Here is a 23409-nt window from a genome sequence, read left to right as displayed (position 1 = left end):
GGGAGCACGACCGGTACCGACACCAGGAGAGCGGAAGCGGACATGAGTTATTCCGTGGGACAGGTCGCGGCCTTCGCGGGCGTCACGGTGCGCACCCTGCACCACTACGACGAGATCAAACTGCTGCGCCCCGGCGCCCGCAGCCCGGCCGGGCACCGGCGGTACGACGAGGCCGACCTCGACCGGCTCCAGCAGATCCTGTTCTACCGGGAGCTCGGCTTTCCGCTCGAGGAGGTGGCGGTGCTGCTCGACGACCCGGACGCGGACCCGCAGGCACTCCTGCGGCATCAGCACCAGTTGCTGACCGAACGGATCGAGAGGCTGCGGCAGATGGCCGCCGCCGTCGAACACGCCATGGAGGCACGGAAGATGGGCATCAACCTGACCCCGGAGGAGAGGTTCGAGGTCTTCGGCGACAACGACCCCGAGCAGTACGCACAGGAGGCCCAGGAGCGCTGGGGCCACACCGATGCGTACCGGGAGTCGATGCGCCGGTACGCGACCTACAGCAAGGACGACCTGCTGCGGATCAAGGCGGAGGGGGAACGGCTCAACAACGCCCTCGCCGCCCTCCTGGAGGCCGGGACCCCGCCGGAGTCGGAGGCCGCGATGGACCTCGCCGAGGAACACCGCCAGCAGATCGTCCGCTGGTCCTACGACTGCGACTACGGGATGCACATCTGTCTGGCCGAGATCTACGTGGCGGACGAGCGCTTCACCGCCACCTATGACGCCATCAAGCCGGGGCTGGCCGCCTACCTCCGGGCCGCGATCCTGGCCAATGCCGAGCGCGCGGGACACACTCCCGGCTGAGCCGTACGGTGCGGGCCCGGGGCTTCCCCGGGCCCGCGGGCGCGCCTCCCGGACCGGTGGGAACCAAGGGCGGGCACCCGGCGTTGATAGCTTTGGGCGGCACACTGCGAAGAACCCCGCATCCAGTCCGCCCCGACCTGCGGCCGGGCCTCGCACGAGCCTGCACCCCTCGACCCAGGAGCCTGTCACCCGTGACCACTCTCGCGCTCGGCCCCCAGTGGCTGGACCCGGACTATCTGATCGAGACCTTCGGTCTGCTCGGCGTCCTCGTCATCGTCTTCGCGGAGTCCGGCCTGCTCATCGGCTTCTTCCTGCCGGGCGACTCCCTGCTGTTCACCACCGGACTGCTGGTCACCACCGATGTGATCAAGCACGATCTGTGGCTGGTGTGCACGGCCATCTCGCTCGCCGCGATCCTGGGTGACCAGGCCGGATATCTCTTCGGCCGGAAGGTGGGCCCGGCGCTGTTCCGCCGTCCCGACTCCAAGCTCTTCAAACAGGAGAACGTGGAGAAGGCCCACGAGTTCTTCGAGAAGTACGGGCCGAAGTCGCTGGTGCTGGCCCGCTTCGTGCCCATCGTCCGTACCTTCACGCCGATCATCGCGGGCGTGAGCCGGATGAACTACCGCTCCTTCATCATCTTCAACGTCATCGGCGGTGTGCTGTGGGGCACCGGCGTCACCCTGCTCGGTGCGGCGCTCGGCAAGGTGGAATTCGTCCATGCCCATATCGAGCTGATCCTGATCGGCATCGTGCTGCTGTCGGTGATCCCGATCGCCATCGAGTTCCTGCGGGCCCGCGGCAAGGCCAAGAAGGCCGCAGCCGCCGGAGGGGCGGAGCAGGGCGCGTCCGACGCGTCCGGGGGGCGGCCGGGCGCCGGAGCGCCTCCGCAGGCCCCGCGCGGACGGCACGCCAAGCGCTGACCCCCGGGGCCCCAGGGTCCCCGTCCGCGCCGGTCACACCCCGTTCACCCCTTTTTGCTTCTCTTCCCCCCGCTTCACATCGGCCCCAGCGCCGCCCCCACTCCCGATAGCCGGCCACCGCCCCGCACAATGGGCAGCGGTGGCCCCTGTCGTATCGGCGCGGGACCGCCCGGAAATGCACGGGGAGGCTGGCGAGGAGCGAGGAGACGTGGGGTCGGAACGACAGCAGGGACAGCGCGGCGGGACCGCGGAGACGGACGCGGCGGGGAACGGCAAGCCGCAGTCCGACGAGGCGCACAGCGCTTTCACCCCGCCTCTGGGCCTACCACTGCCCCCGGCCCCCGAGGACGAGCACCCGACATCGGAGTTCGCCGTCCCCGAGGGGTTCGCGGCCGAGCCCGCCGCCGAGCCCGAGGGCTCCGCCTTCGCCCCGCCCGGCGGGATGAAGGCCCATCCCGGGGGGAACTCGACCACCGGCGGCTTCGCGGCCTTCACCCCGCCCGGCGGGATGCCCGTCGTCCGGCTGACCAAGGACGCGCCCTGGCAGGACCGCATGCGCACCATGCTGCGGATGCCGCTCGGCGAGCGCCCGCTCCCCGAGCGCGTCGAACGGTCGGAGGACGACACCGGCCCGGCGGTGCCCCGTGTGCTCGACCTCACCCTCCGTATCGGCGAGCTGCTGCTCGCGGGCGGCGAGGGGGCCGAGGACGTGGAGGCGGCCATGTTCGGCGTGGCCCATGCCTACGGGCTGGACCGCTGCGAGCCGACGGTGACCTTCACCCTGCTGTCGGTCAGCTACCAGGCGTCGCTGGTGGACGACCCGGTCACCGCCAGCCGCACCGTGCGCCGCCGGGGCACCGACTACACCCGGCTCTCCGCGGTCTTCCGGCTGGTCGACGACATCACCACCCACGAGGACATCACCCTGGAGGAGGCGTACCGGCGGCTGGCCGAGATACGCCGTAACCGCCACCCCTACCCCGGCTGGGCGCTCACCGTGGCCGGCGGCGGACTGGCCGGAGCGGCGAGCATGCTCGTCGGCGGTGAATGGCCGGTGTTCTTCGCCGCGGCCGTCGGCGCGATGCTCGGCGACCGGCTGGCGTGGCTGGCCTCCGGGCGCGGGCTGCCGGAGTTCTACCAGTTCGTGGCCGCGGCGATGCCGCCGGCCGCGATGGGCGTCGCGCTCAGCCTGGTGGGCTCCGGGCTCCAGGCGTCCGCGGTGATCACCGGTGGACTCTTCGCGCTGATCCCGGGACGGGCCCTGGTCGCGGGTGTCCAGGACGGGCTGACCGGCTATTACATCACCGCCGCGGCCCGGCTCCTGGAAGTCGGCTACCTCATCGTGGGCATCGTGTGCGGGGTGCTCACGGTGCTGTACGGCGGTCTGCAACTGGACGCCAAGCTCAACCCGGAGGCGGCGCTGCGCCATGTGGAGCGGCCGTACATCCAGATACTGGCGGCGATGCTGCTCGCCCTGACGTTCTCGATCCTGCTCCAGCAGGAACGTCACACCGTGCTGTTCGCCACGCTCAACGGCGGGGTGGCCTGGGTGGTCTACGCGGCCCTCGCCGACACCGCGGACGTCCCGGAAGTGGCCGCCACCACGGTGGCCGCCGGACTGGTCGGCCTCTTCGGTCAGCTCCTGTCCCGCTACCGCTTCGCCTCCGCGTTGCCCTACGTCACGGCGGCGATCGGTCCGCTGCTGCCCGGTAGCGCGACCTACTTCGGACTGCTGGCCCTGGCACAGGGCAATCTGGACCGCGGGGTCTCCCATCTCACCCAAGCGGCCGCACTGGCCCTGGCGATCGCCATCGGGGTGAATCTGGGGAACGAGTCCGCACGGCTCTTCCTCAGGATGCCGGGCGCCGGGATCGAGCCGGCCGACCGCCGTGCGGCCAAGCGCACCCGCGGCTTCTGACCCCCCGGGCCGACCCCGGGAATCCCCGGAATCCCGGGGGACGGAGCGGAAAAACAGCGGACGGGCCGGATCACTCCGGCCCGTCCGCTGTCTGTGGTGGCTCAGTGGCCGCCGGACGCCTCCAGGCGCTTGATGGACGCCTCGACCTCGGCCTCGGCCTCGGCGCGGCCCACCCAGTCGGCCCCCTCGACCGACTTGCCGGGCTCCAGGTCCTTGTAGACCTCGAAGAAGTGCTGGATCTCCAGGCGGTCGAACTCGGACACGTGGTGAATGTCACGCAGGTGCTCCACCCGCGGGTCCGAGGCCGGGACACAGAGCAGCTTGTCGTCGCCGCCCGCCTCGTCGGTCATCCTGAACATGCCGATGGCACGGCACTTGATCAGGCAGCCGGGGAACGTCGGCTCGTCGAGAATGACCAGGGCGTCCAGCGGGTCACCGTCCTCGCCGAGGGTGTTCTCGACGAAGCCGTAGTCCGCGGGGTAGCTGGTCGAAGTGAAGAGCCGACGGTCGAGACGGATACGTCCCGTCTCGTGGTCCACCTCGTACTTGTTCCGCGAACCCTTCGGGATCTCGATGGTGACGTCGAACTCCACGGGTGGCTCCTCCATGATCAACACATACGTCTGGTGATTAAGTGTCCCCCACGCAGGTGTGTGGTGGCGAAAGGGGCTGGTCGGTCGTGCCTGAAGCCAGATCGTGGCAGGTCAGGGAGTGGCTGAGCCGCGGGCGGAGCCGAGTGCGGAACCAGTGGCGGCGGGCCACATGCGAACAGCGGAGCACCGTACGGGTGACGGCTGTCTCCGCGACGGTGGGCCTCGCGGTCGCGATCGGCTCGGTGCTGGTGGCCGGGCCGTGGGACTCCGGTCAGCGTACGGCCGAACGGGCCCGCGCCGCCGGGGGACCGGCGACGGGTGGCGACCGTCACGGCGGGGACAGGCCCGCGCCCAGCGCGTCCCCGGTGCTGGCCGCCCTCGGTGCGCCCACCGCCGAACCGTCACCGGACACCGGTGAGGACGCGGTGCCGCCGCCCACCGGCGGCGGGCTGGCGGACACGCTCGAACCGCTGCTGGACGACCCGGCCCTGGGCGACCGGCGCTCGGTGTCCGTCGTGGACGTGGCCACCGGACGCCAGGTGTACGGGGCGAAGGCGGACAGCGCCGCGGTGCCCGCCTCCATCATCAAGGTGGCCACCGGCGCCGCCGCGCTCTCCGTGCTCGGCCCCGACTACCGGATCAAGACCACCGTCGTCAGGGCCGGGAAGGACGGCATCGTGCTCGTCGGCGGCGGCGACCCGACGCTCACCGCCCGGTCGGTGAAGGGAGCCGACCAGCCCGCCTCGCTGCGGAAGCTGGCCGACGACACCGCCCGCGCGCTGAAGAAGCGCGACGCCCGGACGGTCCGGCTCGGCTACGACACCTCGCTCTACTCCGGTCCTGATCTGCACCCGATCGGCGTCAACGAGAACATCTCGCCGGTGACCCCGCTCATGGCCGACGAGGGACGGCAGGACGACAGCGACCACGGTCCCGCCCCGCGTGCCGAGGACCCGGCCGCCGACGCGGCCGGCACCTTCGCGTCGCTGCTGCGCGACCGCGGTATCGAGGTGAAGGGCGAACCGCGGTCCCAGGAGGCCGGGAAGACCCCCGAGGCGCTGGCCGCCGTACGCTCCCAGCCGCTGTCCGCGCTCGTCGAGCGGATGCTGACCAACAGCGACAACGACCTCGGCGAGGCGCTGGCCCGGCAGACCGCCATCGCCGCCGGACGGCCCGCCAGCTTCGAGGGCGGTGCCGAGGCGGTGACCGCCCGGCTGCGGAAGCTGGACCTGCCGGTGGGCGGTGTCCACATCGCCGACGGCAGCGGTCTCGACCGCGCCGACCGGGTCTCCGCCGCCCTGCTCGCCCAGACGCTGGTGCGCTCCGCCGACCGCGACCACCCCGAACTGCGGTCGGTCCTCACCGGACTGCCGGTGGCCGGATTCAACGGCACCCTGCGCACCCGCTACGCCGAGGACTCGGTGGGCCGCGGGGTGGTCCGCGCCAAGACCGGCACCCTCACCGGGATCAACACCCTGGCGGGCACGGTGGTCGACGCGGATGGACGGCTGCTGGTCTTCACCTTCATCACCAACGGCACCACCGACCCCGACGGCGCCCAGCACGCCCTGGACCGGATGGCCTCGGCCCTGGCCAACTGCGGCTGCCGCTGACCGAGGTGACGGCGGACCCCGGCGACCGCGTGTGCGGGCCGCCGTCTCCTCCCGGATGCGACCGGGGCCACGTACCGTGAAGCCATGACGAGCATCGGTGGTGTGGAGATGGTCGACTGGAACCTCGCGGTCGCGACCGCGACCCGGCTGGTCCGCCCGGGGCCGGAGGTGAGCCGGGACGAGGCGCGCGCGGTCGTCGCGGAGCTGCGGCGGCACGCCAAGTCGTCCGAGGAGCACGTACGGGCGTTCACCCGGATGGCCGTGCCAGGAGGTCCGGACTCCGACACCCCGGTGCTGGTGGTGGACCGCGCGGGCTGGATCAAGGCCAATGTCGCGGGCTTCCGCCAGATCCTCAAGCCGCTGCTCGGCAAGATGCAGGACCGGCGCGGCGGTATGCCCGGCGGCGCGGTGCTGGGCACGGTCGGCGGCAAGGTGACCGGTGTGGAGCTGGGGATGCTGCTGTCCTTCCTCGCCTCCCGGGTGCTCGGCCAGTACGAGACCTTCGCGCCCGGCGGCGGTGAGCTGCCCGGGACCGCGGGCGGCGGACGGCTGCTGCTGGTGGCCCCCAACATCGTCCACGTGGAGCGCGAGCTGGACGTCCACCCGCATGACTTCCGGCTGTGGGTGGCGCTGCACGAGGAGACCCACCGCACCCAGTTCACCGCCGTGCCGTGGCTGCGCGACCACATCGAGTCCGAGATCCAGGCGTTCCTGGGCGAGACCGACGTGGATCCGGCCACCTTGCTGGAGCGGCTGCGCGAGGCCGTGCAGTCGCTCGGCGGCGGGAAGGACCGGGAGGAGGCCGGGGACCGGGGCGCGGCCAGCATCATCGAGCTGGTCCAGACGCCCGCCCAGCGGGAGATCCTGGCCCGGCTGACGGCGGTGATGTCCCTGCTGGAGGGCCACGCCGACTACGTGATGGACGGGGTGGGCCCGGAGGTCGTGCCCTCCGTGGCGGAGATCCGCGAGAAGTTCCAGAAGCGGCGGGCCAGCGGCGCCGGACGGCTGGACCAGGCACTGCGCAAACTGCTGGGGCTGGACGCCAAGCTGCGGCAGTACCGTGACGGTGAGCGGTTCGTACGGGCCGTGGTGAACGAGGTCGGCATGGAGGGCTTCAACCGGGTCTGGACGTCCCCGAACACCCTCCCCACCAAGTCGGAGATCAACAAACCGGCGGAGTGGGTCGCGCGGGTGCACCGTAGGGCGGAGTCGTAGAACCGGCACACTCGGCGGCGGCGGAATGCCCCCCTTAATCACTCGTCCGAGGGACCGTGGGCCACGGGTAGGCGTGCGATGCTCGGGGAACAGCTCGCTTCTGTCACCATCGACATACTCTGCGTGACGACATCTCGTATACGCCCCCCGAGGCACCCCCTCGCATACAGATGGGAAACGGACATGGGTCCCCATCCAGCGGTCGCCGCGATACGCCTGGCGGTGCGCCGCGTCCTGCACGACGTCCTCGTCGCCTCCTCGGCCCCCACTCCGCCCTCCTCCCGCCCCGCCACCGCCCCGCGCACCCGGCGGGCGCCCGGTGACGGGCCGCTGGTGCTCGCCGCCTGCTCCGGCGGCGCCGACTCCATGGCGCTCGCCTCCGCACTGGCCTTCGAGGCCCCCCGGCTGGGCCTGCGCGCCGGCGGCATCACCGTCGACCACGGCCTCCAGCCCGGTTCCGACGTCCGCGCGGCCGAGGTCGCCGAGCGGATGCGTGAGCTCGGCCTCGTACCGGTCGAGTCCATCCCGGTCGTCGTCGGCCGGGACGGCGGCCCCGAGGCCGCCGCCCGCGACGCCCGCTACGCCGCCCTCGACGCCGCCGCGGAGCGCCACGGTGCCGCCGCCGTCCTGCTCGGCCACACCCGCGACGACCAGGCCGAGACGGTGCTGCTCGGCCTCGCCCGCGGCTCCGGTATCCGCTCCCTGTCCGGTATGGCCCGCGTCTCCGGCGCCGGCGGCCGCTACCGCCGCCCCTTCCTCCAGCTCGACCGGCACACCGTCCGCAAGGCCTGTCTGGCCCAGTCGCTGCAGGTCTGGGACGACCCGCACAACGTGGACCCCACCTACACCCGCTCCCGGGTCCGCCACGAGGCACTGCCCGTCCTGGAGAAGGCCCTCGGCAAGGGCGTCGTCGAAGCGCTCGCCCGCACCGCCCAGCTCTCCCGTGACGACGCCGACGCCCTGGACGCCTGGGCCGCCCGTGCCGAGGCCGATGTGGTGACCACCGCCGAGGTGCCCGCCGAGGGGGGCGGGACCGTCGAGCTGGACACGGCCGGACTGCACGGGCTGCCCACCGCCGTCCGCCGCCGGGTGCTGCGCCGCGCGGCCATCGCCGCGGGTGCTCCGGCCGGTTCGCTCTTCGCCCGCCACATCGAAGAGGTCGACCGGCTGATCACCGGCTGGCGGGGTCAGCGGGCCATCAACCTCCCCGGGCGGGTAGAGGTCCGCCGGGAGGGTGGCAGACTGGTCATCCGGCAGGGCTGATCCGCCCGCCGAATTGCCGGACTGTCGAACGAGAGTGGCGCGGGTGGACGACAAGGACATGGGCACCGACCTGAAGTCGGTCCTCATCACCGAGGAAGAGATCAAGGCGAAGCTGGCCGGGCTGGCCGCCGAGATCGATGCGGAGTACGCGGGCAAGGACCTGCTCATCATCGGTGTCCTCAAGGGCGCCGTGATGGTGATGGCGGACCTGGCGCGTGCCTTGTCCTCTCCCGTCACCATGGACTGGATGGCCGTGTCGTCCTACGGCGCGGGCACCCAGTCCTCGGGTGTGGTGCGGATCCTCAAGGACCTGGACACCGACATCAAGGGACGGCACGTCCTGATCGTCGAGGACATCATCGACTCCGGTCTGACGCTGTCCTGGCTGCTGTCGAACCTCGGCTCGCGCGAGCCCGCCTCACTGAACGTATGCACCCTGCTGCGCAAGCCGGAGGCGGCCAAGGTCGCCATCGACGTGAAGTGGGTCGGCTTCGACATTCCGAACGAGTTCGTCGTGGGCTACGGACTGGACTACGCGGAGAAGTACCGCAACCTCCCCTTCGTCGGCACGCTGGCGCCGCACGTCTACGGCGGCTGAGCCGCCCCGCCGCCGCGGCGCGCCCGGCGGGAACCTGTCGCGGTTTCCCGCCGTTGGAGCAGGGGAAGGCGGTTTTGTTAACAGTCCACGGCGGCGTCGGGTGACAATGCTGGGGTACCGTCCGAAGGTCAGTCTTTTTCGAGACTGAGGATCAGACAGCTCATACACCACAAATACACCGCAATACACCGCACGCACAGGCGCCCCTCCAGGGCTGCCGTGCCTCACTGTGGCAGGAGGGACGGGGCGATTTCGCCCCGTATGGATGGACGTGAAGCGCTACTTCCGTGGGCCGGTCATGTGGATCGTGCTGGCCGTCCTCGCCGTGGTCGTGTTGATGCAGGTCGTCGGCTCGTCCGGCGGCTACAAGTCGGTGGACACCAGCCAGGTCGTCAAGGCGATCAACCGGAACCAGGTCCAGTCCGCCGAACTGACGACCGGCGACGAGCACAAGATCAAGATCAAGCTCAAGGACAACGTCGCGAAGATCTCCGGCAGCGACAAGCTCCAGGCCACCTACATCGGTGACCAGGGCGTCGACCTCGCCCGGACCCTTCAGGCGAATGCCCAGAAGGACAACGGGATCCCGGACGGGTACAACGTCTCGACGTCGAAGCAGAACCCGTTCGTCGGGATCCTGCTCTCGCTGCTCCCGTTCGTGCTGATCGTCGTGGTCTTCCTGTTCCTGATGAATCAGATGCAGGGCGGCGGCTCCCGGGTGATGAACTTCGGGAAGTCGAAGGCCAAGCTGATCACCAAGGACACCCCGAAGACGACCTTCTCCGATGTGGCGGGGTCCGACGAGGCGGTCGAGGAGCTCCAGGAGATCAAGGAGTTCCTCCAGGAGCCGGCGAAGTTCCAGGCCGTGGGCGCCAAGATCCCCAAGGGTGTGCTGCTCTACGGCCCGCCCGGTACGGGTAAGACGCTGCTCGCGCGTGCCGTCGCGGGCGAGGCGGGCGTTCCGTTCTACTCGATCTCCGGTTCCGACTTCGTCGAGATGTTCGTGGGTGTGGGTGCCTCCCGGGTCCGTGACCTGTTCGAGCAGGCCAAGACCAACGCCCCGGCGATCGTCTTCGTCGACGAGATCGACGCCGTCGGCCGCCACCGCGGCGCCGGTATGGGCGGCGGTCACGATGAGCGTGAGCAGACGCTGAACCAGCTGCTCGTCGAGATGGACGGCTTCGATGTGAAGGGCGGCGTCATCCTGATCGCCGCCACCAACCGGCCGGACATCCTCGACCCGGCGCTGCTGCGCCCGGGCCGCTTCGACCGGCAGATCGCCGTCGACCGTCCGGATATGCAGGGCCGTCTGGAGATCCTCAAGGTCCACCAGAAGGGCAAGCCGGTCACACCGGACGTCGACCTGTCGGCCGTCGCCCGCCGTACCCCCGGCTTCACCGGTGCCGATCTGTCGAACGTGCTGAACGAGGCCGCCCTGCTGACGGCCCGCAGCGACAAGAAGCTGATCGACAACCACTTCCTGGACGAGGCGATCGACCGTGTCGTGGCCGGACCGCAGAAGCGGACCCGGATCATGAGCGACAAGGAGAAGAAGATCACCGCGTACCACGAGGGCGGTCACGCCCTGGTCGCGGCGGCCTCTCCGAACAGCGACCCGGTGCACAAGGTCACGATCCTCTCCCGCGGCCGGGCCCTGGGTTACACCATGGTCCTGCCGGACGAGGACAAGTACTCGACCACGCGCAACGAGATGCTGGACCAGCTCGCCTACATGATGGGCGGCCGGGCGGCCGAGGAACTGGTCTTCCACGACCCGACCACCGGCGCCTCCAACGACATCGAGAAGGCGACCGCCACGGCCCGTGCGATGGTCACCCAGTACGGCATGACCGAGCGGCTCGGCGCGATCAAGTTCGGCTCCGACAACTCCGAGCCGTTCCTGGGCCGTGAGATGGCTCACCAGCGCGACTACTCGGAAGAGGTCGCCGCGCTGGTGGACGAGGAGGTCAAGAAGCTCATCGAGGCCGCGCACAACGAAGCGTGGGAGATCCTCGTCGAGAACCGCGACGTCCTGGACAATCTCGTCCTGGCGCTGCTGGAGAAGGAGACGCTGAACAAGGAGGAGATCGCCGAGATCTTCGCCCCGATCGTCAAGCGTCCGGCCCGTCCGGCGTGGACCGGTTCATCGCGGCGCACCCCCTCCACCCGTCCGCCGGTGCTCTCCCCCAAGGAGCTGGCCCCGGCCAACGGCGCCCAGTCCCCGACGGCCTCCCTCGCGAAGGCCACCGCCCCGGAGGAGACCCCGGAGCGGACCGAGGAATCGGGCTCCGGTCCGGAGAACTGACCGCGGCGTCCAGGGGCCCGGAGCCCCTGGACGGCCCCGGAATGAATGCCGCGTCAGCCAGGTTCTAGCCTGTTGACGCGGCATTCCGCATTTGTATGTGTGTGTGAGGAACGAGGCAATCCATGACCGACCCGGTGACGCTGGACGGCGAGGGCCGCATCGGCGAGTTCGACGAGAAGCGCGCCGAGAACGCGGTCCGTGAGCTTCTCATCGCCGTCGGCGAGGACCCGGACCGGGAAGGGCTCCGGGAGACCCCGGGGCGGGTGGCCCGTGCCTACAAGGAGATCTTCGCGGGGCTGCGCCAGCAGCCGGAGGACGTCCTCACCACCACGTTCGACCTGGGCCATGACGAGATGGTGCTGGTGAAGGACATCGAGGTGATGTCGTCCTGTGAGCACCACCTGGTCCCCTTCGTGGGCGTCGCCCACGTCGGCTACATCCCGTCCCATGACGGCAAGATCACCGGGCTGTCCAAGCTGGCCCGGCTGGTGGACGTCTTCGCCCGCCGTCCCCAGGTCCAGGAGCGGCTGACCACGCAGATAGCCGACTCCCTGATGCGGATACTGGAGCCGCGCGGCGTGATCGTCGTGGTGGAGTGCGAGCACATGTGCATGACCATGCGCGGGGTGCGCAAGCCCGGGGCCAAGACCCTCACCTCGGCCGTCCGCGGTCAGCTGCGTGACGCCGCCACCCGGGCCGAGGCGATGAGCCTGATCATGGCCCGCTAGCCGGGTCCGCTGCGCGGGAGGAGTCGCGCCGGCCGCTCAGGCGCGGGCGGCGGCGCTGGGGCCGCCGTTGCCGTTCTGCTCGTCGTCGTCCTCGGGGAGCTTGCAGACGCGCTCCAGGAAGAAGGCGGCGGCGACCACGGCCGCCCCCGCGAGGACCGAGAAACCGGCGTAGATGGCCTGGTCCCGGCGGGCCGGGACATCGAGCTGGTCCATGGCCAGGAAGGCGCCCACACCGCCGTACATGCCCGCGATCAGGGCCGCGACCAGGGCGCTGGCCTGGCCGAAGATCACCGCGCGGGCGGCCACCAGGGGCTCCACGCCCTTGGCGCCGGGGCGGCGCTCACGCTGGGCGCGCAGCCGGGCGCGCAGGGACAGCGCCGTGGCGGCCAGCACGACCGCGATCAGGGCCAGCACGATCGGTGCGGCCACCGGAACGCTGGGCAGCGTCCCCAGCGTGTCCCACAGCCGGGCGCCCGCCCACGACACCACTCCGGCCACGGCGAACAGCCCGACCAGCACCCGGATCCGAAGTTGCTCCACCGCGCGGTCGCCCCTCAACTCGTACGTGCCAACATCTCCCGAACCTACCGGGAGATCAACGTCTATTCGGGCAGGCGCAGTTCCAGGTCCTCACGGACCTGTACTCCGTCCTGGCCCACCTCGGTCAGCAGCCCGGAGACCGCGCCCCGGCCGGGGAACTCGGCCTGCGGGTCCACGTCGTTCCACGGGACCAGCACGAAGGCGCGCTGGTGGGCCCGCGGATGGGGGAGGGTGAGCGTCGGGTCGTCGGAGACCACGTCCTGGTAGGACACGATGTCCACGTCCAGGGTGCGCGGGCCCCAGCGCTCGTCCCGCACCCGCTCGAACGCCTCTTCGATGGCGTGGCCGCGCTCCAGCAGCGAGGAAGGCGGCAGCGTCGTCTTCACCAGCACCACGGCGTTGAAGTACGTCGACTGGGTGCCGGGGTCCACGCCCCAGGGGTCCGTCTCGTACACCGGCGACACGGCCTTGACCCGCAGCCCGGGGGTGTCCTCCAGCGCGTCGATGGCGCCCTGGAGGGTCTCCAGACGGTTGCCCAGATTGCTGCCGAGGGAGATCACCGCCCGTTTGGGGTTGCTCAACGTCACGTCGGCGGCGTCCACCCGCTCCACCACGGAGGTGGGAACGGGCTGCACGGTCGGGTCGCTGCTGCTCATACTCGGCTCCGGGTGATGGTGATGGTCACGTCGTCGAAGGGCACGGTGATCGGGGCCTGCGGCTTGTGCACCACCACCTCGACCTCCTGCACCACGTCGTGCTTGAGGCAGCGGTCCGCGATCCGCTCGGCGAGCGTCTCGATCAGATCGACCGGCTCACCCCGCACCACGTCCACGACCTCTTCCGCGATCTCCCCGTAGTGGACGGTCCTGCTCAGGTCGTCGGCGGTCGCGGCGGGCCGGGTGTCCAGGCCGAGCACCAGGTCCACGACAAACGTCTGGCCCTCCTCGCGCTCATGGGGGAACACCCCGTGGTGCCCGCGGGCCCTCAGGCCGCGCAGCGCGACACGATCCACCCGAATCACTCCCGCCGGTCGTCGGTACGCGGGCACGTCCCGACGTGCCCGGAACGCACCACCCGTCCCCGGCCGTCTGCCGGGGTACCTCTCTCGAATCTACCTGCGGGCGCCGTCGGCACTCGCCCACGGGGTCACGGCGCGCACGCTCCGCGCCCCCGCGTCCCTGACCCCTACCCGCACCTCGCGGGGGCTGAACGGGCTCCGTCAGTCCGGCATCAGCCGTCCGCCGTCGTCCGGTCCCTCCGGGCCTTCCGGGCCGTTCTCGTCACTCTCCGCGAGCACCGGGGAGCCGTGGTGCGACCAGACCTTCCAGCCGTCATCCGTCCGGCGGAACACGTTCGTCGCCACCACGAGCTGTCCCACCAGCGGGCCCAGCTCGCCCTCCTCCTCCGCCGGGGCGCCGCTCAGGATGTTCTCGGTGCAGGTCACCAGCGCGGTGTCGGCCAGCACCGACACCTCGACATCGGTCAGGAAGAACTGGATGTACTCGGTGTTCGCCATGATCAGCGCATAGGAGCGCAGCACCTCGCCCCGGCCGCGCAGCACCGGCCAGCCGGGGTGCACACAGGACACCTCGGTGTCCGCCGCGTCCAGCCACAGCCGCTCCAGCGCCGCGTGGTCGCCCTGTTCCATGGCCTCGTACAGCGCGGTGTTCGCCCGGGCCACCCGCTCGCCGTCGGTGAGGGAGGTCACGGCGCTCCCGCCGTGTCCCCGGCCGCCTCGATGGCCCGGGCCACCCGGACCGCGTCCGCGCTCGCCCGTACCTCGTGGACCCGGACCGCCCAGGCGCCCTCGCGGGCCGCGATCGCGGTGACCGCGGCGGTGGCGGCGTCGCGCTCCCGGGCCGGTGGCGGGGTGCCGTCGCCGGACGCCAGCACCCGTCCCAGGAACCGCTTCCGGGAGGCGGCCACCAGCAGCGGACGGCCCAGCGCACGCAGTGCGGACAGTTGTGCCACCAGCGTCAGGTCGTGCTCGGCCTCCTTGGCGAAGCCGAGGCCCGGGTCGATCACGATCCGTTCCGGGTCGATACCGCCCGCGACCGCGCGCTCCAGACCGGTGCGCAGCTCGGCGAGGACCTCGCCGACGACGTCCCGGTAGACCGCGCGGTTGTTCATGTCGATCGACTGGCCGCGCCAGTGCATCACCACGAAGGGCACCCCGGCGGCGGCCACCGTGGGGATCATGGCCGGATCGGCGCCCCCGGCGCTCACATCGTTGACCAGCCGGGCCCCGGCCTCCACGGCCCGCTCGGCCACCGTGGCCCGCATGGTGTCCACGCTGACCAGGGCGCCGGCCGCGGCCAGCTCCCGGACGACCGGGATCACCCGGCGCAGCTCCTCGGCCTCGTCGACGCGGGCGGCGCCCGGCCGGGTCGACTCGCCTCCGACGTCCACCAGGTCGGCCCCGGCGGTGATGAGCTCATGGCCCCGTTTGACGGCCAGCTCGGTGTCGAACCACTGGCCGCCGTCGGAGAAGGAGTCGGGCGTGACGTTCACCACGCCCATGACCGCGCACCGGTCCCATTCCGGCAGTCCGGCCACCCGGCCCCGCCCACGCAACGTCGTCATGACCCCAGGCTAGACGGCCGTGGAGGGCGGACGGGGGACGCGGCGAACCGGGCATCCAGGGATTCCCCGGGCGAAATCCCCGCCCGGGGAGCCAGGGATGAGTTCAGGCCACCCGCTCCAGTTCCCGGCTGCGGGCACCGTGCCCATGGAGGCAAGGCCGGGGCTCGGGGCCCCGGGCGCGGCGCAGCAGCCGGGGGAGTGCCAGTGAGACGAACCCCTCGGCCTGCATCGCGGCGAACCCGATGCGGGGCAGGTCGCGGGTGTTGCGGAAGACCACGAAGCGCGGCTCCCAGCGCGGCTGGAACTTGGCGTTGAACTTGTACAGCGACTCGATCTGGAACCAGCGGGAGAGGAACACCAGCAGTCCGCGCCAGCCGCGCAGCACCGGACCCGCGCCCAGCTTCTCGCCGCGCGCGAGCGCCGAGCGGAACATCGCGAAGTTCAGCGAGACGCGCTGGACGCCCAGCCGCGGGGCGGCCTGGAGGGAGGCGACGATCAGCAGTTCGTTCATTCCCGGGTCGGCGGCGCGGTCCCGGCGCATGAGCTCCAGCGACATACCGTCCGGGCCCCAGGGCACGAAGTGCAGCACGGCCTTGAGGTCCCCGTACGGACCGTCCTCGGTGCCCTCCTCGGCGGCCTTGTGGGCGGTGGCGATGACCGCGTCGCCGTCGGCCGGGTCGCCGATCCGGCCCAGGGCCATGGAGAAACCGCGTTCGGTGTCGGTGCCGCGCCAGTCCGCGGCGGCGCGGCGGATGGCCTCCAGCTCCTCCGGCTCCAGATCGCGGGCGCGGCGCACCCGGGTCTCGTAGCCGGCCCGTTCGATGCGCTTGACCATCTGTCGGACATTGCGCATGGCGCGGCCGGAGAGGGTGAAATCGGCCACATCGACGATGGCCTCGTCACCGAGCTCCAGGGCGTCCAGGCCGGTCTCCCGGGTCCACACCTCGCCACCGGTCTCGCTGCACCCCATGACGGCCGGGGTCCAGGAGTGCGCGCGGGCCTCCTCCATGAAGCGGGCGATGGCGCCGGGCCACGCCTCGACGTCGCCGACCGGATCACCGCTGGCCAGCATCACACCGGAGACGACGCGGTAGCAGACGGCGGCTTTGCCGCTGGGGGAGAAGACCACGCCCTTGTCGCGGCGGAGCGCGAAGTGGCCGAGGGAGTCACGGCCGCCGTGGGTGGCGAGCAGGGACCGCAGCCGCTCCTCGTCCTCGTCGGTCAGCCGGGCGGTCGGGTGCTCGGGGCGGAAGGCCAGATAGGCGGTGGTGGCGACGGTCAGCAGACCGAGCGCGCCGAGGGAGTAGCCGACGGTGTAGTCGGCGCCCTGCTGGTAGTCGATCGGCCCCTCGAAACCGAACAGCCCCCACAGCACATGCGCGAGCTGCTCCCCGAGGGACGGCTCGCCCACGACCGTGTCCGGGTGCGACCGGACGATGAGCAGTCCGAGACCGACGCTGACCCCGCCCATGAGCACGAAGTTGGTCAGCGCCCGCCAGCGGCTGCGCGGATCGGGGAGCGCCGCGAACTCCTTGCGGTGGCGCAGGAGTACGCCCATCAGGGCGAGCGAGAGGACGGTGCCGCAGATGGAGTGACGGTAGAGAAGCTGGGCGGTGGCCCCGATGGGCAGCAGCGCCACGGCCGCGACCCAGGCCCGCCGCTTACGCCGTTTCAGCCCGTGCGCCAGCATCAGCAGAAGCAGGCCGACCACCATGGACGCGGCGGCGGCCAGGGAACTGACCGCCCCCGGCAGCACCTCGGCGAGGGCGTGCATCCGGGTGTAGCGCAGTCGCGGGAAGACGATGTCCAGCAGCCCGATCAGCCCGCACGCGGTCCCGACGACGGTCGGGACCGCCTCGGGCCTCGGTCCGCGGAGCACCCGCCGTATCCGGCACGCAACCCCTCCGGACGTTTCGGCATCTTGACTGTCAGACATTTGCATTCCCGTCGCTTCGGTCAGGTGATTTGGTTCTCTGACGCAGCATCTGCACGATTTGCATCTTTCTAGATGCAGTTGGAGGCGGCGGGGTTCCGCCCCCAGCCACCGCTGGGAGGCGCCCCCGGCGGCGCGGGGGAGCCCGCCGCCCTGCAGGAAGATAGTGATGGGTCTCACCAGCGACAACATCGTGGTCACGGCTGTGGTGGCCGCGGTGCTGCTGTTCGCGGCCACGATATGGCTGTGGCCGCGACTTGCCGGGCGCGGGGTGACCGCCGTGCTCGGCCGGGTCGGCATGCTGCTGGCGACGCAGCTCACGGTGTTCGCGGCGTTCGGACTGTTCGCCAACCAGTCCTTCGGCTTCTACGGTTCCTGGGCGGATCTGTTCGGCAAGGAGGACGAACCGGGTGTGGTGGTGAACCACGATGCCTCCGGCAACCGGGTACGGGTCACCGAGACCCGACAGGTGCCGGTGGACGGGAGTTCGTCGCCGAAGGTCGCCGGACGTATCGAGAAGGTGAACATCCAGGGGCCGGTCTCACGGATCGCCAGCCGGGCGTACGTCTATCTGCCGCCGGAGTACTTCCAACCGCGGTACGCCGGGCGGAAGTTCCCCGCGGCCCTGGTGCTGACCGGTTACCCGGGGACCACCGAGGCGCTGATCAAAGGTCTGAAGTACCCGCAGACCGCCCATCGGTTGGCCGAGGACGGGCGGATGCAGCCGACCGTCCTGGTGATGATGCGGCCGACCGTGGCACCGCCCCGGGACACCGAGTGCGTGGACGTTCCCGACGGTCCGCAGACCGAGACGTTCTTCACCAAGGACCTGCGGAAGGCGGTGTCCGAGCACTACCGGGTGGGCCGCAAGGCCCGTAACTGGGGGGTCATCGGCAATTCCACCGGGGGCTACTGCGCGTTGAAGATGGCGATGCGTCACCCCGGGGCGTTCTCGGTCGCGGCGGGACTCTCACCGCTCTACAAGGCGCCGATCGACGCCACCACGGGCGATCTGTTCGGCGGCAGCGCACGGCTGGAGCGCGAGAACGACCTGCTGTGGCGGCTGGACCACAAGCCCGCGCCGCCGGTGTCGCTGCTGGTCTCCAGCAGTGAGCGCGGTGAGAAGAACTACCGGGAGACGATGCGGTTCGTGAACAAGGCGAAGGCGCTGAACCGGAACGGGGAGCCGATCCGGATCTCGTCGATGATCCTGGACACCGGCGGCCACAACTTCAACACCTGGCGGCGCGAGGTCCCGGCCGCCCTGGAGTGGATGGGCGGCCGGCTCAGCGCCCGCTGAGCCGGGCGCGCCCGGCGATCGCGTTCAGGCGTCGGCCACCGTCTCGAGGTCCACGTCACCCCGGGCGATCCCGCCCGCGTCGGCGTCGATCGAGCGGCGCAGCGCCTCATGGAGCCGGGCCGGGGTGAGGACACCGAGGAAGCGGTCGCCGTCCAGGACGGCGACCCAGCCCGCGTCGTGCTGGAGCATCTGGCTGAACGCCTGCTTCAGCGGCGCTCCCACCGGGAGCCACGCCTCCATACGGCGGGCGTGGTCCCGGACGGTGCCCTCGGTGCCCTCGACCGCGTCCGCCCGGATCCAGCCGTGCAGCCGGTCGGCGTCGTCCAGCACCACGGCCCAGCGCGCCAGGTCCGCGGCCATCCGGGCGGCGGCCTTGGGCAGCGGGTCGTCGAGGTGGACCACCGGGGGCTGTTCCAGGTCGCCGGGTTCGATGGGGGTGACCGAGAGCCGCTTCAGCCCGCGGTCCGCCCCGACGAAGTCGGCGACGTACGGGGTGGCGGGCGCGCCCAGCACCGAGGCCGGGGTGTCGAACTGCTCGATCCGGCCCGAGCCGTAGACCGCGATCCGGTCGCCGAGCCGGACCGCCTCCTCGATGTCATGGGTCACGAACAGCACGGTCTTGCGCACCTGTGACTGGAGCCGCAGGAACTCGGTCTGGAGGTGTTCGCGGACGACCGGGTCGACCGCGCCGAACGGTTCGTCCATGAGCAGCACCGGCGGATCCGCGGCGAGCGCCCGGGCCACCCCGACCCGCTGCCGCTGGCCGCCGGAGAGCTGGTCCGGGTAGCGGTCGCCGTAGACCGAGGGGTCGAGCCCGACGAGGTCGAGCAGTTCGGCGGCGCGGTCACGGCCCTTCTTGCGCTGCCAGCCCAGCAGATGGGGAACGGTTGCGGTGTTCTCCAGTACGGTCTTATGCGGAAACAGACCGATCTGCTGAATGACATAGCCGATACGGCGACGGAGCTGGACCGGATCCGCCTTGGCGATGTCCCCGCCCTCCACCAGGATCCGGCCCGAGGTCGGTTCGATCAGCCGGTTGACCATTTTCATGGTGGTGGTCTTGCCGCAGCCCGAGGGTCCGACGAGCGTGACCAGCTCGCCCTCCGCGACCTCGAAGGACAGGTCGTCCACGGCCGTCGTGCCGTCGGCGTAGCGTTTGGTGACATGCTCGAAACGGATCATGGCTCCCCATTGTTGCCGCATTCGTGGCAGACATTGTTGCTGTTGTGTGGCGATCGGACGAGATTGTCATCTCCCGGGGTTAGGGTCACCAGGAATTGTGACGACCAGGTGGCTGCGGCCCGACGGGGGAGGTGAGCGTATGGCGGACCGGAACTGTCTGATCAGCAACGAGTGGATATGCGGCGAGTATGTGCGCACACGCAGCCAGGAGCTGACGGACGCGACGCTCCAGCACGTCTGGATCACCCTCGCGTCGGTCGCGATCGGACTGCTGGTCGCCTTTCCGCTCGCGCTCCTGGCCCGCCGCTGGCGGGTGGTGGCGGGGCCGGTGCTGGGCATGACCACGATCCTCTACACGGTGCCGTCGCTGGCGATGTTCTCGCTGCTGCTGCCCGTGTTCGGAGTGTCCGCCGCGGTGGTGATCACCGGGCTGGTGCTCTACTCGCTGACCATCCTGGTGCGCAACATCATGGCCGGGCTCGCCTCGGTGCCCGAGGAGGCCCGTGAGGCGGCCCGCGGGATGGGGTACGGGCCGCTGCGGCTGCTGTTCGGCGTGGAACTGCCGCTCGCACTGCCCGCGGTGATGGCGGGGCTGAGGATCACCACCGTCTCCACGGTCTCGCTGACCACGGTCGGCGCGATCATCGGCTACGGCGGCCTCGGCAACCTCATCTACGAGGGGATGCGCAGCTTCTTCAAGGCACAGGTGCTCACCGCCTCGGTGCTCTGCGTGGCGCTGGCGGTCGTGGCGGACGTGGCCCTGCTCGGCGTCCAGCGGCTGCTGACGCCCTGGGCGCGCAAGAGGAGGAGGGCCGCCTGATGGGCGTCGTGGGCGAGGCGTGGACCTGGCTGGCCACCGGATCGCACTGGTCGGGCACCGACGGGGTGTGGCACCGGCTGAGCCAGCACCTGTACCTGACGTTCGTCTGTCTGGCGATCGCCTGTGCCGTCGCGCTGCCGGTCGCGGTGCTGCTCGGGCACCTCGGCAAGGGCGGGGCGATCGCCGTCAACATCTCCAACGCGGGCCGGGCCGTACCCACCTTCGCGGTGCTGGTGCTGCTCCTGCTCAGCCCGCTGGGCTCGCACGGCCAATGGCCCACGATCATCGCGCTGGTGCTGTTCGCCATCCCGCCGGTGCTCACCAACGCCTATGTGGGGGTGAGCGAGGCGGACCGGGAGATCGTCCAGGCCGCCCGGGGGATGGGGATGACCGGCGGCCAGCTCATCCGGAGGGTCGAGCTGCCGCTCGCATTCCCGCTGATCATGACGGGGGTACGGACCGCGGCGGTGCAGGTCGTGGCCACCGCCACGCTGGCGGCGCTGCCGGGCGGCGGCGGTCTCGGCCGGATCATCACGGCCGGTTTCCGGCTCACCGACACACCGCAGGTGGTGGCCGGGGCGGTGCTGGTCGCGGGGCTCGCGCTGCTGGTCGAGGGGGCGTTCGTACTGCTGGGGCTGGCGTTCGACCCGATGCGGCGCAGGACCGGGCGGCGGTCTCCGTCGTCCTACCGCCCGCCCGCCGACCAGGCTCCGAAGTCACCGGTGCTCAAGACGCGCTGACGGCCCGGCCGAGTGCCATAGCAGCTGTGGTGGGTCAATGGCGTCCCACGACGGAGAACGTCCGGAAATCTATGGATGGGGAACCCATGAGCAAGATCTATCGGGTGGCGGGAGCCGCGGCGGGTGTCATCGCGCTGGCAGCCGGTCTGAGCGCCTGTGGCGGCGACAGCCTGGAGAAGTCCGGGGGCGGTGACAGCTCCGGGAAACCGGGCAAGGGCTCCCTGGTGATCGGCACCGCCTCGTTCGCCGAATCGAAGATCCTCGCCGAGTTGTACGCGGGTCTTCTGGAGGATGCGGGGTATTCCACCTCCATCAAGACGGTCGACACCAGAGAGCTCTACGAACCGGCCCTGGAGAAGGGCCAGATGGACGTGGTGCCGGAGTACGCGGCGACGCTCGCCGAATTCCTCAACCAGAAGAAGAACGGCCCGAATGCGAAGCCGGTGGCCTCCTCGGACGTGGACGACACCGTCGCGGCGCTGACGAAGCTGGCCGAGGCGCGCGGGCTGAAGGTGCTCGAGCCCGGCAAGGCAGTGGACCAGAACGCGTTCGCGGTCACCGCGGACTTCGCGAAGGAGCACAAGCTCAAGACCCTCTCCGACCTGGGGAAGTCCAAGCAGAAGGTGCAGTTGGCGGCAGGTGACGAATGCCCCAAGCGGCCGTTCTGCCAGCCGGGTCTGGAGAAGACCTACGGTATCGATGTCACCGGGATCGACCCGCTGGACATCGGCAGCGTCCAGGCCAAGCAGGCGGTCAAGGACGGCAAGGACCAGATGCTGCTGACCACCACCACGGACGCCACCCTCGACCAGTTCGGTCTGGTCCTGCTGAAGGACGACAAGAAACTTCAGAACGCCGACAACGTGCTGCCGGTGGTGAATGCGAAGTCCGCGGGTTCGAAGAAGATCGCCGACGCGCTCAACAAGTTGAGCGGTGTACTGACCACGGCCGATCTCACTCAACTCAACAAGAAGGTCGACGCCGAGCGGCTCAAGCCGGCCGAGGTCGCCGAGACGTACCTCGAAGACAAGGGGCTGGTGAAGTAGGGCCACCGCCGGGGCGCCGCTGCCCGATAACGGGCACGTCCGGCGGCCCGGCCCTTTTTGTCAACGGATTGACAACGGATCTGGCCCGGCGGGCACCCAAGCGACCCCTCCGCAAGGTAAGTTTCGGGCCATGCCACGTGGACGCCACCGCCAATCCCCACCGTTGCACAGGCTCCTCACTCCGCTGTCGGTCGCCGGTGCGTCAATAACCTGCGCCGGCGGTGCCTGGCTGGTCGGCGATACGGTCGTCATCCGTGGGCTCGTCGCGACCGCGGCGGCCGCGGCGGTCGTCGGGGCGGTGCTGATGCGCCGCTGGGACCGCGCGGCCGGCCGCCGGGTCGCGGAGGCCGCGAGCGAGACCGCACGCCAGGAGCTGAGGTACGAGGAGCGGATCGCGGACCTCGAGGCCGAGGCCGAGAAGTCGGCCGAGCTCCGCGCCGCGCTCAACGCCAAGTTGCGGTCCAAGCGGGCCGAACTGGCCCGGCTGCGCAATGAGCACGCCGAACTGCTGCGCCGGTACGCCACGGCCGAGACCGAGCGCGCCAGCGCCCTGGAGGGCCGTCGCCGGCTCGCCCTGGAGGCCGCGACCCCGCCGCGCGGGCTGGAGGCGGGACCGTCCGCCCGGTCCGGGGCGCAGGAGCCCGAGGCCGAGTCCGCCGAGCCCGAGGCCGAGTCCGCCGAGTCCGCCGACGCGGGGACGGCCGCGGCCGATGGGCTGCCCGCCGCCTCCGCACCCACCGCCGAGGCGTACGCCGCGGCCGATGAGGCACTGAGCAGGCTCCTGCCCAACGCGCGGCGGCAGCGGGAGGACCGCGAGCGCCGGGCCGTCGCCGAGGTCACGGAGCCCGGGGCGGCCGGGGACGGCCGGGACGACCGCGGCGGGGACCGCGACCAGGACGGTGCCGCCGCGCCGGGGAAGTCCCCGGCGGCCGACGAGCGCGACGGCCCGCCGGAGCCGCGCAGCCACGCCCGTACGGTCGCCTCGGCAGTGGTGCCCTACGCCGCCGCCCGCCGGGCCGCGGCCCGTACCGAATCCGGCTTCGACTACTTCGGCACCCAGAAGAAGCACCCGAAGAAGCAGCGGTCCGAGGACTCCGGTTCCGGGTCAGCCGAGGCCGCCGCCGACGCGGCGGCCGAGGAGGACCTCGCCGATGTGATCGGCGCGGAGACGATGGCCGAGTCGGAGAAGGACGCCGCGGGCGAGGTCATCGATCTGACCGCGCACGACGAGACCGAGCAGATCGAGATCGCGGAGCTGCGCAGCGCGATCTCGTGAGCCGTCCCGTGATCCGTCGT

Annotated in this window: 22 protein-coding genes; 14 read left to right on the top strand and 8 right to left on the bottom strand. The window is 71.0% G+C overall.

What is annotated here, in order from left to right:
- The first annotated feature begins 42 nt into the window (after nt 1-42).
- The 3 genes from NMK44_RS07890 (at nt 43) to NMK44_RS07880 (ending at nt 3654) form a co-directional block, all read left to right on the top strand.
- Complete coding sequence (locus NMK44_RS07890) at nt 43-813, top strand: MerR family transcriptional regulator (RefSeq protein ID WP_254739806.1); 771 nt, start codon at nt 43-45, stop codon at nt 811-813.
- 191 nt (nt 814-1004) lie between these two features.
- On the top strand, nt 1005-1736 hold the full coding sequence (locus NMK44_RS07885; protein ID WP_254739805.1) for a DedA family protein: 732 nt from the start codon (nt 1005-1007) through the stop codon (nt 1734-1736).
- Between the two features lie 175 nt (nt 1737-1911).
- Nucleotides 1912-3654, top strand: a complete 1743-nt coding sequence (locus NMK44_RS07880; protein ID WP_302887953.1) for a threonine/serine exporter family protein — start codon at nt 1912-1914, stop codon at nt 3652-3654.
- Between the two features lie 101 nt (nt 3655-3755).
- Here the strand turns inward: NMK44_RS07880 and NMK44_RS07875 are convergent, their stop codons facing one another.
- Nucleotides 3756-4247 (bottom strand): inorganic diphosphatase, encoded by a 492-nt coding sequence (locus NMK44_RS07875; RefSeq protein ID WP_254739803.1) that lies wholly within the window; start codon nt 4245-4247, stop codon nt 3756-3758.
- 86 nt (nt 4248-4333) lie between these two features.
- On the opposite strand from NMK44_RS07875, the gene dacB reads away from it, so the two are divergent.
- From dacB to folE, 6 genes are all read left to right on the top strand, one after another.
- A complete protein-coding gene (dacB, locus tag NMK44_RS07870) occupies nt 4334-5860 on the top strand; it encodes a D-alanyl-D-alanine carboxypeptidase/D-alanyl-D-alanine endopeptidase (RefSeq protein WP_254739801.1) in 1527 nt (508 codons plus the stop codon).
- Between the two features lie 84 nt (nt 5861-5944).
- On the top strand, nt 5945-7075 hold the full coding sequence (locus NMK44_RS07865; RefSeq protein WP_254739799.1) for a zinc-dependent metalloprotease: 1131 nt from the start codon (nt 5945-5947) through the stop codon (nt 7073-7075).
- 183 nt (nt 7076-7258) lie between these two features.
- Nucleotides 7259-8338, top strand: coding sequence for a tRNA lysidine(34) synthetase TilS (tilS, locus tag NMK44_RS07860; RefSeq protein ID WP_254739797.1), 1080 nt, complete (start codon nt 7259-7261; stop codon nt 8336-8338).
- 58 nt (nt 8339-8396) lie between these two features.
- Nucleotides 8397-8936 (top strand): hypoxanthine phosphoribosyltransferase, encoded by a 540-nt coding sequence (hpt, locus tag NMK44_RS07855; RefSeq protein WP_254740160.1) that lies wholly within the window; start codon nt 8397-8399, stop codon nt 8934-8936.
- Nucleotides 8937-9201: 265 nt separating this feature from the next.
- Complete coding sequence (ftsH, locus tag NMK44_RS07850; protein ID WP_254739795.1) at nt 9202-11241, top strand: ATP-dependent zinc metalloprotease FtsH; 2040 nt, start codon at nt 9202-9204, stop codon at nt 11239-11241.
- Between the two features lie 122 nt (nt 11242-11363).
- Nucleotides 11364-11969, top strand: a complete 606-nt coding sequence (gene folE, locus NMK44_RS07845) for a GTP cyclohydrolase I FolE (RefSeq protein ID WP_254739793.1) — start codon at nt 11364-11366, stop codon at nt 11967-11969.
- A gap of 36 nt (nt 11970-12005) precedes the next feature.
- Here the strand turns inward: folE and NMK44_RS07840 are convergent, their stop codons facing one another.
- From NMK44_RS07840 to NMK44_RS07815, 6 genes are all read right to left on the bottom strand, one after another.
- Nucleotides 12006-12509: a DUF3180 domain-containing protein gene (locus NMK44_RS07840; protein WP_254739791.1), complete on the bottom strand. Its 504-nt coding sequence runs from the start codon at nt 12507-12509 to the stop codon at nt 12006-12008.
- 62 nt (nt 12510-12571) lie between these two features.
- Nucleotides 12572-13165 carry a 2-amino-4-hydroxy-6-hydroxymethyldihydropteridine diphosphokinase gene (gene folK / locus NMK44_RS07835; RefSeq protein WP_254739789.1) on the bottom strand — a complete coding sequence of 198 codons (594 nt, stop codon included), beginning with the start codon at nt 13163-13165 and terminating at the stop codon, nt 12572-12574.
- Nucleotides 13162-13521 carry a dihydroneopterin aldolase gene (folB, locus tag NMK44_RS07830; protein ID WP_254739787.1) on the bottom strand — a complete coding sequence of 120 codons (360 nt, stop codon included), beginning with the start codon at nt 13519-13521 and terminating at the stop codon, nt 13162-13164. Before folB ends, folK begins: the two co-directional genes overlap by 4 nt.
- Nucleotides 13522-13728: 207 nt before the next feature.
- Nucleotides 13729-14217 carry a nuclear transport factor 2 family protein gene (locus tag NMK44_RS07825; protein ID WP_254739785.1) on the bottom strand — a complete coding sequence of 163 codons (489 nt, stop codon included), beginning with the start codon at nt 14215-14217 and terminating at the stop codon, nt 13729-13731.
- On the bottom strand, nt 14214-15092 hold the full coding sequence (folP, locus tag NMK44_RS07820; RefSeq protein WP_254739783.1) for a dihydropteroate synthase: 879 nt from the start codon (nt 15090-15092) through the stop codon (nt 14214-14216). The genes NMK44_RS07825 and folP overlap by 4 nt, the downstream gene beginning before the upstream one ends.
- Nucleotides 15093-15195: 103 nt before the next feature.
- Complete coding sequence (locus tag NMK44_RS07815; protein ID WP_254739781.1) at nt 15196-17028, bottom strand: phosphatidylglycerol lysyltransferase domain-containing protein; 1833 nt, start codon at nt 17026-17028, stop codon at nt 15196-15198.
- 166 nt (nt 17029-17194) lie between these two features.
- Here NMK44_RS07815 and NMK44_RS07810 point away from each other — a divergent pair, with 166 nt between their 5' ends.
- Nucleotides 17195-18325 carry an alpha/beta hydrolase gene (locus tag NMK44_RS07810; RefSeq protein WP_254739779.1) on the top strand — a complete coding sequence of 377 codons (1131 nt, stop codon included), beginning with the start codon at nt 17195-17197 and terminating at the stop codon, nt 18323-18325.
- A gap of 24 nt (nt 18326-18349) precedes the next feature.
- On the opposite strand, the gene NMK44_RS07805 is transcribed toward NMK44_RS07810, so the two are convergent.
- Entirely contained in the window at nt 18350-19507 is a 1158-nt protein-coding gene (locus NMK44_RS07805; protein ID WP_254739776.1) for an ABC transporter ATP-binding protein, read from the bottom strand.
- 139 nt (nt 19508-19646) lie between these two features.
- Between NMK44_RS07805 and NMK44_RS07800 the strand changes: the two genes are divergently transcribed.
- From NMK44_RS07800 to NMK44_RS07785, 4 genes are all read left to right on the top strand, one after another.
- Nucleotides 19647-20327, top strand: a complete 681-nt coding sequence (locus NMK44_RS07800; protein ID WP_254739774.1) for an ABC transporter permease — start codon at nt 19647-19649, stop codon at nt 20325-20327.
- Nucleotides 20327-21067: an ABC transporter permease gene (locus NMK44_RS07795; protein WP_254739772.1), complete on the top strand. Its 741-nt coding sequence runs from the start codon at nt 20327-20329 to the stop codon at nt 21065-21067. The genes NMK44_RS07800 and NMK44_RS07795 overlap by 1 nt, the downstream gene beginning before the upstream one ends.
- A gap of 86 nt (nt 21068-21153) precedes the next feature.
- Nucleotides 21154-22113 carry an ABC transporter substrate-binding protein gene (locus NMK44_RS07790; RefSeq protein ID WP_254739771.1) on the top strand — a complete coding sequence of 320 codons (960 nt, stop codon included), beginning with the start codon at nt 21154-21156 and terminating at the stop codon, nt 22111-22113.
- Between the two features lie 130 nt (nt 22114-22243).
- On the top strand, nt 22244-23389 hold the full coding sequence (locus NMK44_RS07785; protein WP_254739769.1) for a hypothetical protein: 1146 nt from the start codon (nt 22244-22246) through the stop codon (nt 23387-23389).
- Nucleotides 23390-23409: the final 20 nt, after the last annotated feature.

The sequence above is a fragment of the Streptomyces cucumeris genome (assembly GCF_024295805.1).
Lineage (GTDB): Bacteria > Actinomycetota > Actinomycetes > Streptomycetales > Streptomycetaceae > Streptomyces > Streptomyces cucumeris.
Note: the sequence above shows the minus strand (reverse complement) of the source record. Positions and strands in the feature narration are given on the sequence as shown.

What these genes read in the sequence shown, in the direction of transcription:
- NMK44_RS07785 (WP_254739769.1), top strand. Translation starts at nt 22,244, where the DNA reads ATGCCACGTGGACGCCACCGCCAATCCCCACCGTTGCACAGGCTCCTC.
- NMK44_RS07795 (WP_254739772.1), top strand. Translation starts at nt 20,327, where the DNA reads ATGGGCGTCGTGGGCGAGGCGTGGACCTGGCTGGCCACCGGATCGCAC.
- NMK44_RS07800 (WP_254739774.1), top strand. Translation starts at nt 19,647, where the DNA reads ATGGCGGACCGGAACTGTCTGATCAGCAACGAGTGGATATGCGGCGAG.
- NMK44_RS07810 (WP_254739779.1), top strand. Translation starts at nt 17,195, where the DNA reads ATGGGTCTCACCAGCGACAACATCGTGGTCACGGCTGTGGTGGCCGCG.
- hpt (WP_254740160.1), top strand. Translation starts at nt 8,397, where the DNA reads ATGGGCACCGACCTGAAGTCGGTCCTCATCACCGAGGAAGAGATCAAG.
- NMK44_RS07805 (WP_254739776.1), bottom strand. Translation starts at nt 19,507, where the DNA reads ATGATCCGTTTCGAGCATGTCACCAAACGCTACGCCGACGGCACGACG.
- NMK44_RS07890 (WP_254739806.1), top strand. Translation starts at nt 43, where the DNA reads ATGAGTTATTCCGTGGGACAGGTCGCGGCCTTCGCGGGCGTCACGGTG.
- folK (WP_254739789.1), bottom strand. Translation starts at nt 13,165, where the DNA reads ATGAGCAGCAGCGACCCGACCGTGCAGCCCGTTCCCACCTCCGTGGTG.
- folP (WP_254739783.1), bottom strand. Translation starts at nt 15,092, where the DNA reads ATGACGACGTTGCGTGGGCGGGGCCGGGTGGCCGGACTGCCGGAATGG.
- NMK44_RS07880 (WP_302887953.1), top strand. Translation starts at nt 1,912, where the DNA reads ATGCACGGGGAGGCTGGCGAGGAGCGAGGAGACGTGGGGTCGGAACGA.
- folE (WP_254739793.1), top strand. Translation starts at nt 11,364, where the DNA reads ATGACCGACCCGGTGACGCTGGACGGCGAGGGCCGCATCGGCGAGTTC.
- NMK44_RS07815 (WP_254739781.1), bottom strand. Translation starts at nt 17,028, where the DNA reads ATGTCTGACAGTCAAGATGCCGAAACGTCCGGAGGGGTTGCGTGCCGG.
- tilS (WP_254739797.1), top strand. Translation starts at nt 7,259, where the DNA reads ATGGGTCCCCATCCAGCGGTCGCCGCGATACGCCTGGCGGTGCGCCGC.
- NMK44_RS07790 (WP_254739771.1), top strand. Translation starts at nt 21,154, where the DNA reads ATGAGCAAGATCTATCGGGTGGCGGGAGCCGCGGCGGGTGTCATCGCG.
- NMK44_RS07865 (WP_254739799.1), top strand. Translation starts at nt 5,945, where the DNA reads ATGACGAGCATCGGTGGTGTGGAGATGGTCGACTGGAACCTCGCGGTC.
- ftsH (WP_254739795.1), top strand. Translation starts at nt 9,202, where the DNA reads ATGGACGTGAAGCGCTACTTCCGTGGGCCGGTCATGTGGATCGTGCTG.